This is a genomic window from Gemmatimonadota bacterium (assembly GCA_040882465.1).
Lineage (GTDB): Bacteria > Gemmatimonadota > Gemmatimonadetes > Longimicrobiales > Gaopeijiaceae > JBBEBG01.
Window position 1 is genome coordinate 66703 of record JBBEBG010000020.1, and the last position, 15599, is coordinate 82301.

The 15599-nt window shown below is 64.7% G+C and carries 13 protein-coding genes and 1 pseudogene; 13 read left to right on the top strand and 1 reads right to left on the bottom strand.

All coding sequences use genetic code 11. From position 1 onward, the window contains the following. The first annotated feature begins 8 nt into the window (after positions 1-8). The 9 genes and pseudogenes from WEG36_06325 (at position 9) to WEG36_06365 (ending at position 10749) form a co-directional block, all read left to right on the top strand. Positions 9-545, top strand: a pseudogene (locus tag WEG36_06325) (IS630 family transposase). Positions 546-660: 115 nt separating this feature from the next. After that, a complete protein-coding gene (locus tag WEG36_06330; GenBank protein ID MEX1257215.1) occupies positions 661-1806 on the top strand; it encodes an acyl-CoA dehydrogenase family protein in 1146 nt (381 codons plus the stop codon). Positions 1807-1860: 54 nt separating this feature from the next. Continuing rightward, positions 1861-3498: an amino acid adenylation domain-containing protein gene (locus WEG36_06335; protein ID MEX1257216.1), complete on the top strand. Its 1638-nt coding sequence runs from the start codon at positions 1861-1863 to the stop codon at positions 3496-3498. A 36-nt stretch (positions 3499-3534) separates the two neighbouring features. Further along, entirely contained in the window at positions 3535-3786 is a 252-nt protein-coding gene (locus tag WEG36_06340) for an acyl carrier protein (protein ID MEX1257217.1), read from the top strand. A 52-nt stretch (positions 3787-3838) separates the two neighbouring features. Continuing rightward, positions 3839-5020, top strand: a complete 1182-nt coding sequence (locus WEG36_06345) for a GNAT family N-acetyltransferase (GenBank protein ID MEX1257218.1) — start codon at positions 3839-3841, stop codon at positions 5018-5020. A gap of 19 nt (positions 5021-5039) precedes the next feature. Next, a complete protein-coding gene (locus tag WEG36_06350; protein ID MEX1257219.1) occupies positions 5040-6071 on the top strand; it encodes a polysaccharide deacetylase family protein in 1032 nt (343 codons plus the stop codon). Positions 6072-6434: 363 nt separating this feature from the next. After that, on the top strand, positions 6435-7700 hold the full coding sequence (locus tag WEG36_06355) for a glycosyltransferase family 4 protein (protein ID MEX1257220.1): 1266 nt from the start codon (positions 6435-6437) through the stop codon (positions 7698-7700). Beyond that, on the top strand, positions 7697-9241 hold the full coding sequence (locus tag WEG36_06360; GenBank protein ID MEX1257221.1) for a pitrilysin family protein: 1545 nt from the start codon (positions 7697-7699) through the stop codon (positions 9239-9241). The genes WEG36_06355 and WEG36_06360 overlap by 4 nt, the downstream gene beginning before the upstream one ends. Continuing rightward, a complete protein-coding gene (locus tag WEG36_06365) occupies positions 9238-10749 on the top strand; it encodes a pitrilysin family protein (GenBank protein ID MEX1257222.1) in 1512 nt (503 codons plus the stop codon). Before WEG36_06360 ends, WEG36_06365 begins: the two co-directional genes overlap by 4 nt. Here WEG36_06365 and WEG36_06370 read toward each other — a convergent pair. Beyond that, positions 10746-11480 carry a ubiquinone/menaquinone biosynthesis methyltransferase gene (locus WEG36_06370; protein MEX1257223.1) on the bottom strand — a complete coding sequence of 245 codons (735 nt, stop codon included), beginning with the start codon at positions 11478-11480 and terminating at the stop codon, positions 10746-10748. The two genes, WEG36_06365 and WEG36_06370, sit on opposite strands and share 4 nt — an antisense overlap. A 93-nt stretch (positions 11481-11573) precedes the next feature. Between WEG36_06370 and WEG36_06375 the strand changes: the two genes are divergently transcribed. The 4 genes from WEG36_06375 (at position 11574) to WEG36_06390 (ending at position 15552) form a co-directional block, all read left to right on the top strand. Further along, positions 11574-12197: a sigma-70 family RNA polymerase sigma factor gene (locus WEG36_06375; GenBank protein ID MEX1257224.1), complete on the top strand. Its 624-nt coding sequence runs from the start codon at positions 11574-11576 to the stop codon at positions 12195-12197. A gap of 64 nt (positions 12198-12261) precedes the next feature. Continuing rightward, positions 12262-13212 carry a zf-HC2 domain-containing protein gene (locus WEG36_06380; protein MEX1257225.1) on the top strand — a complete coding sequence of 317 codons (951 nt, stop codon included), beginning with the start codon at positions 12262-12264 and terminating at the stop codon, positions 13210-13212. Further along, positions 13196-14665 (top strand): polymer-forming cytoskeletal protein, encoded by a 1470-nt coding sequence (locus WEG36_06385; GenBank protein ID MEX1257226.1) that lies wholly within the window; start codon positions 13196-13198, stop codon positions 14663-14665. Before WEG36_06380 ends, WEG36_06385 begins: the two co-directional genes overlap by 17 nt. Continuing rightward, positions 14662-15552, top strand: coding sequence for a LiaF domain-containing protein (locus WEG36_06390; protein MEX1257227.1), 891 nt, complete (start codon positions 14662-14664; stop codon positions 15550-15552). The genes WEG36_06385 and WEG36_06390 overlap by 4 nt, the downstream gene beginning before the upstream one ends. Positions 15553-15599 lie beyond the last annotated feature (47 nt).

The window sequence follows — 15599 nt, forward strand, 5'->3', positions numbered from 1 at the left end:
AGGCCGAAGGGGCCGCGATCTTCTGGGGCGACGAGATGGGACTGCGCTCCGACCATGCCGCGGGTCGCTCCTACAGCCCGAAGGGGCGCACCCCGGTGGTCCCCGGAACAGGGCAGCGCTTCGGGTGCAGCATGATCTCGGCGATCACCAATCAGGGCGCACTCTCCTTCATGGTCTTTCGTGAGCGCTTCACGGTCGGCGTGTTCCTTCGGTTTCTACGCCGCCTCCTTCGCCAGCAGCAGGGGCGCAAGATCTACCTGATCGTGGATGGCCATCCCGTGCATCGCGCCAAGCTGGTTCACGCCTGGCTTCAGAGGCATGCCTCCGAGATCCGCCTTGTGAGACTCCCCAGCTACAGCCCGGAGCTGAATCCCGACGAGATGCTCAACCAGGACGTCAAGAACAACGCGCTCGGCCGCCAGCGACCCCGAGACCTTCCCGATCTCATGAAGCGGGTCCGTTCCTACCTGCACGGCCGCCAACGTCAACCGCACATTGTTCGGCGTTACTTCTTCGAGCATCACGTTCGCTATGCCGCCGCGTAAGATGTTTCATGCTCCCGGTAGTAATCGGCTCATTCATGCCCTTCCCGATCCACCGAAGTGGTTCACGCGTCTATCGCTGACTGGTTTTTCAGCGGCCTGTTAGGAGCTTCGCAGCATGGACTTCTCATGGACCGACGAACAGCTCGCCCTCCGCCAGGAGGCGGTCGCGTTCGCGGAGTCACAGCTCAACGAGCCGGTGTGGGAACGACCTGGAAGCGATGAATCCCTGCGCAGCAGGTGGGAAAAGTGCGCTGCATTCGGAGTCCAAGGCTTGTCGCTTCCGAACCAGTACGGAGGGATGGAGCTGGACGCCCTCACCACCGCTCTGATCATGGAGGGGCTCGGCTATGGCTGTTCCGACAATGGACTGCTCTTCGCGATCAACGCTCAGATGTGGAGCGTCCAGATGCCGATCCTCACCTTCGGTACGCCCGAGCAGAAGTCCGAATGGCTTCCGCGATTCGCTCGCGGGGAGTCGATTGGCGCCCACGGCATGACCGAGCCGGGTTCCGGATCCGACGCGTTTAGCCTGACTACTCGAGCGCAGCGGCGTCAAGGAGGGTACCTCCTCAACGGGGCCAAGACCTTCGTGACGAACGCTCCGGTCGCCGATGTGGCCCTGGTTTTCGCAAAGGTGGATTCTGGCGCGGGAATGGCGGGGATCACGGCCTTCCTCGTGCCCACCGACGTGGAAGGGCTGACGGTAGGCCGGCCCATCGAGAAGATGGGACTCAACACGGCGCGCATGGGAGAGCTTGCCTTCGACGACTGCTTCGTCCCCGAGCGCCATCGCTTGGGCCCTGAGGGAAACGGGGCGGCGATCTTCCACAGCTCGATGGAATGGGAAAGGGCATGCCTGCTCGCATGTCAGGTCGGAAGGATGGAAAGACAGCTCGAGACCTGTATCTCCTATGCGCGCGACCGGGAGCAGTTCGGCCAGGCCATTGGGAAATTTCAATCGGTGTCGAACCGGATCGCAGACATGAAAGTTCGATTGGAGGCATCACGGCTCATGGTGTATCGGGTGGCCTGGATGAAGACGATGAATCGGTCCGCCGCCCTCGAATCAGCGATGGTGAAGCTCTTCCTCAGTGAGGCGTTCCTCCGCTCGAGTGAAGACGCGATTCGAATCCATGGTGGATACGGGTACACGACAGAGGGGGAAGTCGAGCAGGATGCGCGTGACGCATTCGGAGGAATCCTTTATTCCGGAACTTCAGATCTCCAGCGGGTGGTCATCAGCCGGCTCCTCGGGTTGTGAGGTGGAGGTGAGGCCTCGAACTCAACTCACTCGCTTTCGAAGGAGGAGTGGAGCATGACCCTCCTCCTTCAGGATCTCCTGGCTCGGAGCGCGGAGAAGTGGCCCGCCAAGGAGGTCGCTCGACTCTCGGATGAGACGCTTTCCTACGGTCGGCTCGATACACTGAGCACCTTACTCGCAGGGTCTCTTCGAGACGCAGGCTTACGCCGGGGAGATCGGGTGGGCGTGTGTCTCGGGAAGTCGTTGGGTTCTCTGGTATCCGTCTTCGCGGTCCTGAGAGCCGGCGGAGTTTGTGTTCCCTTCGACCCCAATGCACCGGTCGGACGCCACGCCCACATCGTACGGGACTGTGGCATCCGGATTCTCATCACCGAGGCTTCTCAGCTCCGGCATCTCTTGATTCCGGCTGTCAACGCACTTCCAGTGGAGTGCGTGCTGTTGACGGACGAACTCGATTTAGACCCGAATCTTCCCGCGTGGGACGTGCAGGTGATACCCTGGTCCGAGATCCTTCGATCGAATTCAGGAAAGTCGCGCGCGGCGCGCCCGCTCCCCTCGGATCCGGCGTACATCCTTTACACGTCCGGTTCGACGGGAATGCCAAAGGGGGTCACCCTCTCCCACCTGGCAATTTTTTCGTTCGTCGAATGGGCGGTATCCACCTTTCGATTGGGTTCGGAGGACCGGGTCACCAATCACGCGCCGCTTCACTTCGACCTGTCGACCTTCGACCTCTTCGCGACGGTTATGGCGGGTGGCACCGTCCTCCCGATTCCGGCGTCCTTCTCCAACTACCCTGTCCGTTTTGCCGAACTTCTGGAGGCCGAACGCATCACCGCCACCTATCTCGTGCCGTCGATGCTCAGGCTCCTCGTGAATTACGGCGACCTGGAGAGCTACGACCTGTCCTCCTTGCGACTGGTGCTCTTCGCGGGCGAAGTTCTCCCGATCAAGTACCTGCGAGCGTTGATCGATCGGCTGCCGAATGCGGAGTTCTTCAACCTCTACGGGCCGACGGAGACCAACGTCTGTACCTACCATCGAGTGACGCCCGCCGATGTCGCTCCTGAGGTGACCAAGCCTGTTCCCATCGGCCGGGCGTGCGAGAGCGTCGAGGTGTTCGCCGTGGGGGAAGATCACCGGATCGTGACGGCCCCAGGTCAGGAAGGGGAACTCTGGGTGCGTGGAGCGAACCTGGCCAGTGGGTATTGGGGGGATCGCGAGCGGACGTCGTCCAGGTTCATCCAAAACCCATTTCAGCCCACTTTCCTTGACACTGTGTATCGCACCGGGGACGTTGTGGCGCTCGCATCGGACGGTGTCAGTTGGGAGTTCGTGGGCCGGAAGGATCAGATGGTCAAGAGCCGGGGATACCGTATCGAACTCGGGGAAGTGGAATCCGTCCTGCTGCAGCATGAACTGGTAGTAGAGGCCGCTGTCGTGGCGGTGCCGGACGAACTGTTGGGCAACCGTCTCGCGGCCTTCGTGGTCGGTCGCTTCGAGAGTGCCGATCCGACAGGGGATCTCATGGCGCACTGTGGGAGGTTCTTGCCGCCGTACATGCTTCCCGAGACGTTGAGGCTCCTCGACGGGCTCCCCAAGACCTCCACCGGAAAGTTGGATCGAGTGGCTCTGAGTGAAGGAGCCGCGTTGGGGATCGTACCGCCGTGGAACCGGACTGGACGCTCATGAAAGCGCCGGACCCGAGAATAGGAGATTGGAATCGCGATGCCCGCGGCTGCGATTGAAGAGTTCCTGAGGTCCCGACTCGGATCGAAGGGCCGGGAGATGGTCATCGAGCCCGATCAGTCCCTCTTCGAGCTCGGAGTGCTCGACTCCCTGGCCTTCTTCCAGTTGATCCAATTCGTCGAGGAGCAGTTCCACTTTTCGATCGAACCTTCCCAGGTCGTTCCGGAGAACTTCGAGACCCTCGAACGCATTACCGGATTCGTCCGCCAGAAGCGCGGGACGGGCTCATAAACGCCGGGGCCGCGAGATGTCACGCGCACCGGAATGAACCCGAGATTCGCCCTTGCCGAAAGTAGAGATCGACGTGGTCCCGGTGGGAGAGTTGGTCACCTACGCCCAGACCGCTCTTCGACTGGCCCGCGGGGGCGGTCGCCTTCCGATTCCACCGCACCTCGCTGCGGCGCAATCACACAATCCATACGCCGATCCGGAGGATCCCGGACTTCTCGTGGCCCGCATCGGAGATCAGTGTGTGGGTCACATCGGGCTCATACCGGGCCGGGTCCAAATCGATGGCCGGAACTGGAAGGTGTATTGGGGTTCCGCGCTCTTCGTGGATGAAGCCCACCGCAAGTCCGGCGTCGGAACGTTCCTGATCAGCCGCCTGCTCTCTCTCGACATCGATTTCGTTGGCGCCGAGATGAGCCGCACGGCGGAGAGGATGTGGCGGCTGATCGGCCTGACGAAGGTGCTCGGCCCCCGGACGGTCTATTCCGTGCAACTCGATCGAGTGAGGAGCGCGGTTGGCGTCCGAGCATCCCTTCCGCAGTGGATGGAACCGGTCGGGGCCGTGATCGGCAAGGCGATGGAGGTATGTTACCCGTTTCTGAGGCGCCTGCTTTACCTCGCCCTGCTCCGTCCTTTCCGCCGATCACTTCGCGGCGTGACGGTCTCTCCGGTGGATCAGCTTCCGCCCGAGTTCGACGATATTGGAACCCCGAATGACAGTGAGAAGGACGATCATCCCGTGGAATTCCAACGAGGACTGGAGTGGATCAACTGGAAACTTGCCCATCCGTGGATCCTGCCCGAGGACCAGGTGTCGCCGGAATTGAGCGAGGTCTCCGACCAATACTATTTCGATCTGTCGAGGCCGCTCTTCGCTCTGCACGCCTTCACGTTCCGTGAGCAGGCCACCGGAACTTCCCGTGGGTACTTGTTGATTTCGGTCTCCGCTTCTCGAAGACATCGCCATACGCAGTTGAAGGTATTGGATGCCAGTCGGGACCTCAACGCGGAGCTCGCGCTCGCCATGGCCTTCCGCGTGGGATGGACCTACCAGGCCGACCTACTCGTCTTCTCCGAAAAACTTGGGCGGAGACTGGCGGAAACATGGATTGGACGCCGGCTTCTTCGCCGAGAGGTTCACGAGTACGCTTGCCGCCCGAGGAAGGGGAGCCAGTTCGAGCAAAATCTGCATCGTGTTACGGTCGACATCTGCGACGGCGACTACTCGTTCACCTGATTTTCACAAGGGGAAGGGTGTGGGAAGACTTACCGAAGCCGTTCTAGAGTCCGTCCCGCTCGCGCTCTACCAGAGGATCTTTCGTCGTCCCTGTATCGGCATCAATTACCACATGGTGTCCGACGGCTCGCTTTCCCATGTCGAACACGTTCTCAAATACAAGACGGCGGCCATGTTCGATGAGGATGTGGCCTACCTCCGAGAGAATTTCGAACTAATATCCTATCGAGATGTCGTTGCGAGATCGGGGGCGGCGGAGCGCCCTCGTCCACGAACGCCGATTACTCTCACCTTCGATGACGGATACTCGCAGTGTTACTCCGTGGCGCGGCCCATCCTTCTTCGCCACGGGGCACCCTGCACCTTCTTCATCATCACCGATTCCGTGGACAATGAATTTCTTCCGTACGCCAACAAGGCCTCCCTTTGCATCGCACGGGTCCGTGAGCTTCTCGACACAGGGGGAGAGGACCCCCTAAGCGTCGTGTCCCAGACCGTCGGCACGGATTTCGATACGGTAGAGGATTTCGCGCGCTGGATGCGCCCTCTCTATACATCCGACACCCCGAACATCGATCGGATCTGTGATGTCCTGAAGATCGACTCAGACGCTTTTCTGAATGACCATCGTCCGTTCATGACGAGTGCGGAGATCCGGCAACTGGTTGCGGACGGTTTCACGGTCGGCGCGCATACGCGAAGGCACCCCTACTTGAGCAACCTCGCGGACGAACGAACGATCGAAGACGAAATCGTTCAATCCTGTGAGTATGTCAGGGACCTCACCGGTCAGCCTTCCGTGCCATTCGCATTTCCCTTCTCTGCGGGCCAACTCGATCGAGCCTTTTTAGAGCGGATTCGAAGAGAAAACGACTGCGTCGGATACATGTTCGACATGCGGGGCCTGACGATCGACCGGCCCTTCATTGTCAATCGAATCGGGGGAGACTCCCTCGACGCCGTGTCGGTGGAAGAGTCGAACCTCCCCCACTTGATGCGTCGGGCGTACAAGGGGTACTTGCGACGGACCATCTGGCGCCAGAATCGATAAGGCACAGATGTGATGACCAACCTCCTTGCAGAATCCTTGCGTCCGCGCACCGCAGGTGCATCGGATTGCCCTCACTCCAGCCGCTTCAGAGACTCTCCGGGTCCTCCAGAGCGCCAGCCGACGAGAGTCGCCCCCCGCTTTGACTTCACTCGGAGCGGCCGGTACGATTCGCCCCATGAGGATCCTGACCGTTAGAAATGGGGCGGGCACGACGCTCTGCGACCACCGCACGGCGCAGGGATGGGAGGGAGAATACGCGGTGAAACTCCAGGTAGACGGGCGCAAAGGGCTCCGTCGCCCGCGGTGTCGGACTCCAGTGGAACGCATCGTCTTCGGCGGTCGATCCGCATTTTTCTGCCCCGAGTGCCAGCCCTGGGAGGAGCGCTGTCGAACCCGATCCGGATCCTGATCGTGGACGACGGGATCGGGTTCGGAGGGGCGATCGTGTCCACGGCCAACCTGATCCGTGCACTCGACCGGACCCGCTTCGAGCCGATCTTCGTCAGCGCTACGAACCACGCCCTCCTGGCGAGTGCTCTCAAGGAAGCGGCACCCGGAACCCACGTGGCGATCGCCCGCCGTATTCTCCATCACTACCGCCTGAGTGCGATCGCTGAACGGATCCGGCGACTTCCTTTCGCCCCCTTCCGGAAGTTCGTGGAAACCCTCTTCTACGGCCTGAGGCATCTCGTGAACCTGCCGTACACGCTGCGGCTGGCTTACCTCGGACTTCGGTACCGCGCCGACCTCGTGCAGTTGAACCTCGGGCTTGGCCAGGACGAGGCCGCCGTGGCTGCAATCCTTCTCCGAAATCCCCGCGTCGTTTTCCTGCGGGGTTACTGGGGAATGGGACGGATCCAGATGCACGTGTTCGCGCCGGGCATCCGCAAGTTCGTCGCCGTTTCCCGGTACATCGCCGACCGGGTGATCGAGGGCGGAGTCGAACCGGAGCGCGTCACGGTCGCGACGTCCCCTGTCATCCTCGAAGAAGTGAGCGAGGCGTCGCTCCGTGAGGTGCGGGACCGGCACGACCTCGCCCCGGGGCTGCCCCTCTTCGGAATCTTCGGACGTGTCGTGCCCTGGAAAGGGCAGCTCGAGTCTCTCAGGGCGGCGGCGCTCGTCCTCGAGCTGGTCCCGACGGCGAAGGCGCTGGTCGTGGGTGACGCCTCCGACGGGGACCAGGCATACATGAGCCACCTCGTTGCATTCGTGCAGGAACGCGGACTGGAAGGTCGGATCATCTTCACCGGATACCGGGATGATGTGGCCACGTATTACACGCTCCTCGACGTGTCGGTACATGCCTCGATCGAGCCGGAGCCCTCCGGGCGCGTCATCTTCGAGGCAATGAGTTATGGAACTCCGGTCGTCGCGTCACACCTCGGGGGCCCGAAGGAGTTCGTAGAGGAAGGCGTGGACGGATTCATCGTGGACCCCACCGATGCCGCGCGCGTGGCCGAACGGGTTGTGACACTCCTCCGAGACAACGCGATGCGAGACAGAATGGGCGCCCACGGAAAGGAGAAGATGCGCCGCCTGTACGGACCGGAGCCTTACGCGCGGCAGGTCGAGGCCGTGTACGACGAGGTGGTGGGTGCCTCGCCCCCGGAGGAAGCGCGGAAACCGTGAGACCCCGGATCGCCGCCGCCGCCGCACTCTTGCTGATGCCCACCCTCGCCGGTGCGCAGGCCCCCGATGCGCCGGCTCCCGATGCCGCCTCTGCCAGCTTCCCCTCCCCCGACGGCCGCAACCTCCCCGTCGTCGAGCACACGCTCGACAATGGGATGCGTTTCCTCCTCCTTCCCCGTGAGGGAGCGCCCACAGTCTCCTTCGTGGTGCACGTCCCCGTCGGGAGCGTGAACGAGTCTCTCGGCAACACCGGGATCGCGCACTTCCTCGAGCACCTCCTCTTCAAGGGGACGACGACGGTCGGCACGCGTGACCTCAACGCGGAGCTCGCCCTCTTCGAGCGGATGGACGCGGCGCACGATTCCCTCGTTCGAGCACGCGGTGAGATCCCGGCGCCGGACACCGCGGCAGCCTCCCGGCTCGAATCCCGGATCCGCGCGCTCGAGGATTCTGCCCGCGCCTACACCGTATCGAACGAGTTCGACGAAATCCTTTCGCGGGCCGGCGCCCGCGGGCTCAACGCGACCACGAGCTACGAGGCCACGCAGTACTTCGTGAACCTCCCGGCCAACCGAACCAAGCTCTGGTTCGTTCTCGAGGCCGACCGGATGCGAAATCCAGTCTTTCGCGAGTTCTACGCGGAACGCCAGGTGATCGCCGAGGAACGGCTGACGCGGACGGAAAACTCGCCGGCCGGGCTCCTCTACGAAGCGCATATCGGTGCCGCCTTTCGCGTCCACCCCTACGGCGTGCCCCCCATCGGGCACATGGACGACATCTTGAACGTCTCGCGAGGTCAGGTCGAAGAATATTATCGGCGGTATTACGGGCCGAATAACACGGTCGTCGCGATCGTGGGGGACTTCGACGCGGATTCGGCGATGGTCTGGGCGGACCAGTACTTCGGCCCCTTGGAACCGGGCGATCCTCCGATTCCCGTCCTCGTGCGCGAGCCGGAGCAGAGGGGAGAGCGTCGAGTGGAAGTCCTCTACGACGCGGAGCCGCAGATCCGGATCGCCTGGAAGATTCCCGACGCATTCCATCCGGACGCGCCCGCGCTCACGATGCTTGTGAACGTCCTCGTCGCCGGGCGGGACGCGCGCCTCTACCGGCGCCTCGTGCGGGACGATCGGATTGCCACCTCCGTCACGGCCGGGACCGGGCCCGCCGCGCGTTATCCGGGAATCTTCACGATCTCGGCCGTGCCCCGGGCGCCCCACACCGTCGAGGAGATCGAGGCCGTGATCTACGAGGAGCTCGAACGCCTGCGAGCGGAACCCCCGACTGAAGAGGAGGTCGAGCGGGTCCGGACGCGCCTCGAGGCCGACCAGGTTCGGCGCCTCGTCTCGAGTCAGGGATTGGCCTTCCAGCTGGCCGGATCGGAAGCGACCTGGGGAGATTGGCGGGAGACCTTCGTACTCCAGGAGCGGCTCGGCGAGGTCACGCCGGAGGACCTCGCGGGCGTTCTGGAGCGGTACTTGCGCCCCGAGACCCGCACGGTGGGGATCCTTCGACGAGCAGACGAGGACCCGGCGCCATGACGCTCCTCCTCCTCCTCGGGCTCGTGGGAGCCCCTCTCCCTCAGGCCGCGCCGGGACTCCCCGGCGGGGGTACCCCCGCCGGCGGCGCTCCCGCCGCACGGCCCGACACCCTCCCCCCCCCGGTCGGACGGGAGGCGGTGGAAGCCCTGATCTACCCGCCCCTCGTCTTCGATCCCCCGGAGGCCGACGAGCACGAGGTCCTCGGAGTCCCGGTTTATTACCTCCACGACCCGGCCCTCCCCCTCGTGGACTTCTTCGTCCAGCTCCGGGGCGGCCCGGGGCATTTCCCGCGCGCGGTGTTCGCACCCATTTCCGCCCTCCCTTCCCTCCTTCGCCTCGGCGGAACGCGGACGCTTCCCCCCGATTCCGTGGACTTGAAGATCGATCTCCTCGCCCTCCAGGTCTCGTTCTCGAGCGGGGGCGGGGGCTCCCTCGTGGGGCTCAACGCGCTCACCGACACCTTCGACGAAGGGATCGCGCTCCTCCGGGAGATGCTCCTCGCGCCGGGGCTCGACTCCGCCGCGCTCGAGGTGTGGCGAGGCCAGCAGCTCGAGGGGATCCGTCGGCGCGAAGACGACCCCCAGGGACTCGCCTATTCCGAGTTCAATCGACTCATGTTCGGGGACCATCCCACGGGGTGGGTGGCCACGGAGGAGGACTTCTCCGCCGACCGCCTCTCGAGGGAAAGCCTCCTCGCGGCGCACGAGACGCTGATCTGCCGGAACCGGATCATCCTGGGTCTCGCGGGAGACCTAAGCTGGGAAGACGCGGAGCTCCGGATTCTGGAGTTTCTGGAGCCGTGGCCGGAGTGCGCGGAAGAGCTCTCCGAACCGCCGGTGGCCGAGCTCCGCGACGAGCCGGGGGTTTTTCTCATCCGGAAGGAAGTGGAGCAGAGCACGGTGATCATGGCCCAGCCGGGAGGGCTCCTTCTCGACGACTCGCCGGAGTATTTCGCCTCTCGCATCGCGGATTTCATTCTCGGCTCCGGTGGATTCACCTCGCGGATGATGACGCGCGTGCGCACCGAGCAGGGGCTCGCCTACGGAGCCTCTTCCCTCTGGGGCGCGTCCCGCCGGAGCCAGGGGCTCCTCGGCGCGCTCACCTTCACCCGCCCCGAGCGCACGATCGAAGCGGCACGTCTCCTCCGGGACGTCATGGATGAGTTCAGGGGGACGCCACCGGAATCGGACGAGGTCGAGTCCGCGCTCGAGGAGATCGCGAACGGCTACGTCTTCGCCTTCGAGTCCGCAGCGCAGATCGTGGCGCGCCGCATGGGATACCGCGCCCAGGAGCTCCCGGACGGCTGGTTGGAGCGGTACCTGGAAGGGCTCCAGGAGGTGACGCCCTCGGCGATCGCCGAGGTGACGGGGCGTTACCTCGACCCCTCCCGGATGACCATCCTCATCCTGGGCGACCCCACGCGGTTCGATCCGGGACTCGAGGAGCTCGGTCCCGTGTACGAGCTCTCGCCGGACGGGAGCGTGACCCCCTGGGACGCGGGTTTCTAACCCCGCCGCCTTCCCACGTGGATCGCGGCGATCCCCCCCGTAAGGTACTCCCACTCGGGCGTCTCGAAGCCGGCGGCGGCGAGCTTTCTGGCGAGCGCTTCGGGCCCGGGGAATTCGCGGACCGACTCCGGAAGGTACTCGTACGCCCAGGGGTGCCCCGAGACGAGCTTCCCGAGAAAGGGAAGAATTCGTCGGAAGTAAAGTAGGTAGAGGGGCCGGAGGAGAGGATTCGGCGGCGTCGTGAACTCGAGCACCACGAGCCGTGCCCCCCGGCGGAGAACCCGGCCCAGCTCGCGAAATCCGGCGTCCACATCCGAGAGGTTTCGGACCCCGAAAGCCACCATCGCGCCATCGAAAGTCCCGTCCGGGAAGGGGAGCCCCAGGGTATCTGAGCATACGGGTAACACCCTGCTATTATTCAGCTTATCAACTCCCACCTTGAGCATTGGATGAGCGAAGTCGGACGCGATGACCGTGCCCTGAAAGCCGCCGCGGCCCGCGAGCTCCAGGCTCAGATCGAGGGTGCCCGCGCATGCGTCGAGGACTCGGGCTCGTGTCGGCGTCCCCCCGAGGACGAGCCGGTCCACCGCCTTCCGGCGCCACCTCTTGTCCACATTGAGGGAGAGGACGTGGTTCAGGAGATCGTAGCGACCCGCGATGGAGGAGAAGATGGCCCGGACCTGCCGGTCGCGATCTTCCCCCTCGCGGGGGCGCGCTTCGGATTCCGTCACGACATTTCCCGAGCCGGGTTAGCTTGAATCCACCAGAGAGGGTTGAAACCTGTACTGTGGCTTCACCGTAGGGAAGGCTCGCCGGGGCACCGCATGACCACAGGCAACTCGGGAGGCCGAGCGCCGTTGAAGGCCAACGAGCTGGACGACCGCGCGCTCGTCGCGGAGGCGTGCGCCGGGCGGGACCGCGCCTTCGAGGAGCTCCTCCACAGGTACGAGCGCCCCGTTTTCTCCCTGGTGGTCCGCATGGTCCGGGATCATGCCCTGGCCGAAGACCTCGCGCAGGAAGTCTTCATCAAGGCCTTCCAGGCGATTCGCAGCTACGATCCGGCCTACAAGTTCTCGAGCTGGATCTTCAAGATCGCGAACAACCTCACGATCGATCACCTCCGGCGCCGGCGCATCGAGACCGTGTCCATCCACGGATCCCCGCACGCGACCACCGTGGAGGACGAGATGGGGTCGCAGATCGTGCTCGAGTCCCAGGACGAAAACCCGGAGGAGTTCGTGGAGAGCCGCGAGCTGGGCGCACGGATCGAGGGGGCGATCGCGCGTCTTCGTCCGGAATACCGGACGGCGGTTCTCCTCCGTCACGTCGAAGGTTACAGCTACGAAGAGGTGGCGGACATCATGGAGGTGCCGCTCGGAACCGCAAAAACCTATATCCACCGAGGGCGGACCGAGCTTCGGACACACCTCGCAGAGGTGGCGACGTGAGGCCATTGAAACCGGTCTCCACCGGGGGCCGTAGGGATGGATGTCAAGAAACTCGGAGGTCTGTGTGAACGACAGGCTGGAACATATCGAAAGCGAAGTCCTCCAGGCCTACCTCGAAGGTGAGGTGCCGGAGGATCGAAGCGCGGAGGTGGACTCCCACCTCGCCGTGTGCGCGCGCTGTGCGGAAGAGCTCGATGGGTGGCGGGTCCTTTTCCGCGACCTCGGCACACTTCCGGCTCTCGGTCCGTCTTCGGCCTTCAGCGACCGGGTTATGGCTCGCCTCCGGCCCGCCGCCGTCGCGCCGGCCCCACGGCCACTCCGCGAGCGGATCCTCTCCCTTCTCCGGGGCGCCGGAAAAAAAGGCGCCCGCCACCCCGCCCCGCGCGCTCTTCAGGATTTCGCCGACGGAGTGCTCGCCGGACCGGAGCTCGCCGCCGCGACGGTTCACCTCGCCGCGTGCGCGGAGTGTGAGAAAGAGGTCGAGGCTTGGCACGGTCTCGTCGCGGCCCTGGCGGCGCTCCCGGTCCTCCGTCCTTCGGAGGGATTCGCCGCACGCGTCATGGGGAACGTCAGGGCGCGGCGGGCGACCGCCGCGCCGCCTGCGCCGCGGCCGACGGAGCGCCTCCTCGCCGCGGCCCGGTGGCTCGTGCCGACGACGCGGAAGGGGTGGATCGCCGCGTCGAGCGTCGTGGCCGCACCGGTCGCCGGCTTCCTCGCTCTCATGGGGATCGTCGCCGTCCACCCCCTCCTCACGCTCGGAGACCTCTTCGCCTTCTTCGGGTGGCAGGGCTCCGCGCTTGCGCGCAACGGGTTCGGTTGGATCGTGCAGGAGATCGTGGGTAGCGGATTGGTCCTTCAGGCCTATGAGGCACTTCAGGTTCTGGTCGCCGCTCCCGGAATGCTCGCGGGCGCCGCGGCGCTGACCTGGCTCGCGACCGTGACCGCCGGATGGGTCATGTACAGAAACGTTTTGGCTCCCTTTCTCCCGTCGAGGCACCGTGTTCGGACAGGCTGAGTCCCGAATCCTTCCACTCCTCCTCCTGGCCGCGACCGGATTTTCATTCGGCGCCACGCCCGGGGTTGCGCAGGAACGGCAGATCCTCGCGAATCAGGTGAGCGTCGCCGGAAACGCGGCGACCCTTCGACTCGAGTTTTCCGGAGGGGATGCGCTCTCCATCGAGCTGCGGGCGGGGAGACTTTATCTCGACGGGGCCGAGGCGGGGCAGTTCACACCCGCCGGCGCGCTCGAGTCCTCCTGGCGGGCGCTCCTTGGGCAGGCGATCGCGGCCGACGCCGCGGTCCTTCCGGGGCTCCTCCGCGGGTGGGCGCCTCCCCCCGGACTCGCCGCGGAATCGCTCGCGACGGCGAACGCCCTCACTGCGCGGATCGCACAGGCCCTCGAGGGAACCGCCGTGCAGGCGCTGCCGAATGGCGCGGTCCGGATTCATGTGGACGAGACGGTCACGATCCCGATGGGGGAAACGGTCGCGGGGTCTCTCCTTCTCGTGGAGAGCGATCTCGACCTCGACGGAAGGGTGGCCGGAGACGTGGTGCTCATCGGGGGCTCCCTCGACCTTGGGCCGGACGCCGTCGTCGAGGGAAACGTGCGGTGGTCGAGCGCCGACGTCGGCGGCAATCGGGGCGCGGTCCTGGGGCTGATCCAGGAAGTTCCCGGGCTCACCCCACCGGCCGGCTTCGAATCCACCGCGCAGGCCGCCGCGGACGAGGTACGGATCGAAGAGCGGATTCGGCGGCAGGTCGAGGCGGAGGTGCGCGAGAGTGTAGCCGTGGCCGAGGCGCGTCGGCAGAACCGACGCCCCGCATCCGCCCTCTCCCGCATCGGGAGCGGGATTGGCGGCGTCCTTCAGACGGGCGTCACCTTCGGGATCCTCCTCGCGGCCGGCCTCGGCGTGCTCTACTTCTTCCCACGGCGCCTCGAGGTCATCGCACGGACGGCGCGCGAGACCTCTTTGCGCTCGGCGATGGTGGGGCTCGCGGGCCTCGTTCTCGCGCTACCCACCTTCGTCGTCGGAATTGTTCTTCTCGCGATCTCGATCATTGGAATCCCGGTCATTCTCCTGTGGGTTCCGGTTTTCCCGATCGCCCTCGCCGGCGCGATGATCGTCGGATACCTGGCGGTGGCACGGAACCTGGGCGGATGGATCTTCGGAAGCGAGGATCGGTCGCTCGCGGGATTCAGCGGAACGAGCGCGGCCGCGAACATCGGCATCGGACTCGCGGCACTCCTCGCCTTCTTCGCCGTGGCGCACGTCTTCGAGATGGGCGGACCCTGGTTCTCCGTATTCAATGTCCTCCTCCACTCCGTCGGCTTCATCTTTTCGGCGCTCGCCATGTGCATCGGGCTGGGAGCGATCATCCTGTCCAAGGGTGGCCAGAGCTCGAGCTACGCGGGAGCGGCCTGGAAGCTCGACATGGACGATGGCGTCACGTCCACCGGAGGGCCGTGAAGTTGCGTAGCCCGGACCACGTCTCGATGGTGCCTACGGCGTCCCGGGCCGGCGCGTTCGCCCTCCTCGGCGCCATCGCCGGCACTTTTCTCGGGACTCCGGCGTCCGCGCAGGAATGGACATCGGCGCAGTTCTCCCGCCAGATCTCGAGCGAAGAGAGCGCGGAGGTCACGATTCGCTACAGCGCGGGACGGATCGCTCTCTCCGCGGGGAGCGCGAATCAGCTCTACGCGTTGCGCCTCCGGTACGACGCGAACTCGCAAGAACCGGTTCACGAATTCGAGAACGGGCGGCTCGAGCTGGGGGTCGAAGGAATCGGACGAACGGGCTTCTTCCGGTCGGGCGCCACCGATGGCGAGATGGAGCTCACTCTCACGAACCGAATCCCTCTCGACCTGACACTCGACCTCGGAGCCGTCCGCGCCGATCTGGACCTGGGAGGGCTCCGCCTCACCTCCCTTTCCATTCACACCGGTGCGTCGGACGGCGACCTGCGGGTATCTTCACCGAATTCGGAGGAGATGGAATCGGTCGAACTCAAGGTGGGTGCCGCCTCGTTTCGCGCACGCGACCTGGGCAACTTGAACGCCGCCGAGATCTCCCTGGAAGGCGGAGTCGGAGACTTTCGCCTCGACTTGAACGGGCTGCGGCGGGCGGAAACCCGCGTGGACGTCAAGATGGGATTGGGGAGCCTCGAGATCCGGATCCCGCGAGAGGCGGGAGTCCGGCTGGAGCGCGAATCCTTCCTCACCTCCCTCAACGCACCCGGACTGGATCGCCGAGACGGCGTTTATCTCTCTTCGAACTGGGATCAGGCCGCGATCCGCGTGGACATTTCGGTGAATGCGGCGCTCGGAAGCATCTCGATCGTCCGCTTCGACCCTTGAATCTTCCGGCTTCGGGAGACGTATTGTTGATTGGGGCCACGAAAGGA

What these genes read in the sequence shown, in the direction of transcription:
- WEG36_06340 (MEX1257217.1), top strand. Translation starts at nt 3,535, where the DNA reads ATGCCCGCGGCTGCGATTGAAGAGTTCCTGAGGTCCCGACTCGGATCG.
- WEG36_06335 (MEX1257216.1), top strand. Translation starts at nt 1,861, where the DNA reads ATGACCCTCCTCCTTCAGGATCTCCTGGCTCGGAGCGCGGAGAAGTGG.
- WEG36_06375 (MEX1257224.1), top strand. Translation starts at nt 11,574, where the DNA reads ATGACCACAGGCAACTCGGGAGGCCGAGCGCCGTTGAAGGCCAACGAG.
- WEG36_06365 (MEX1257222.1), top strand. Translation starts at nt 9,238, where the DNA reads ATGACGCTCCTCCTCCTCCTCGGGCTCGTGGGAGCCCCTCTCCCTCAG.
- WEG36_06330 (MEX1257215.1), top strand. Translation starts at nt 661, where the DNA reads ATGGACTTCTCATGGACCGACGAACAGCTCGCCCTCCGCCAGGAGGCG.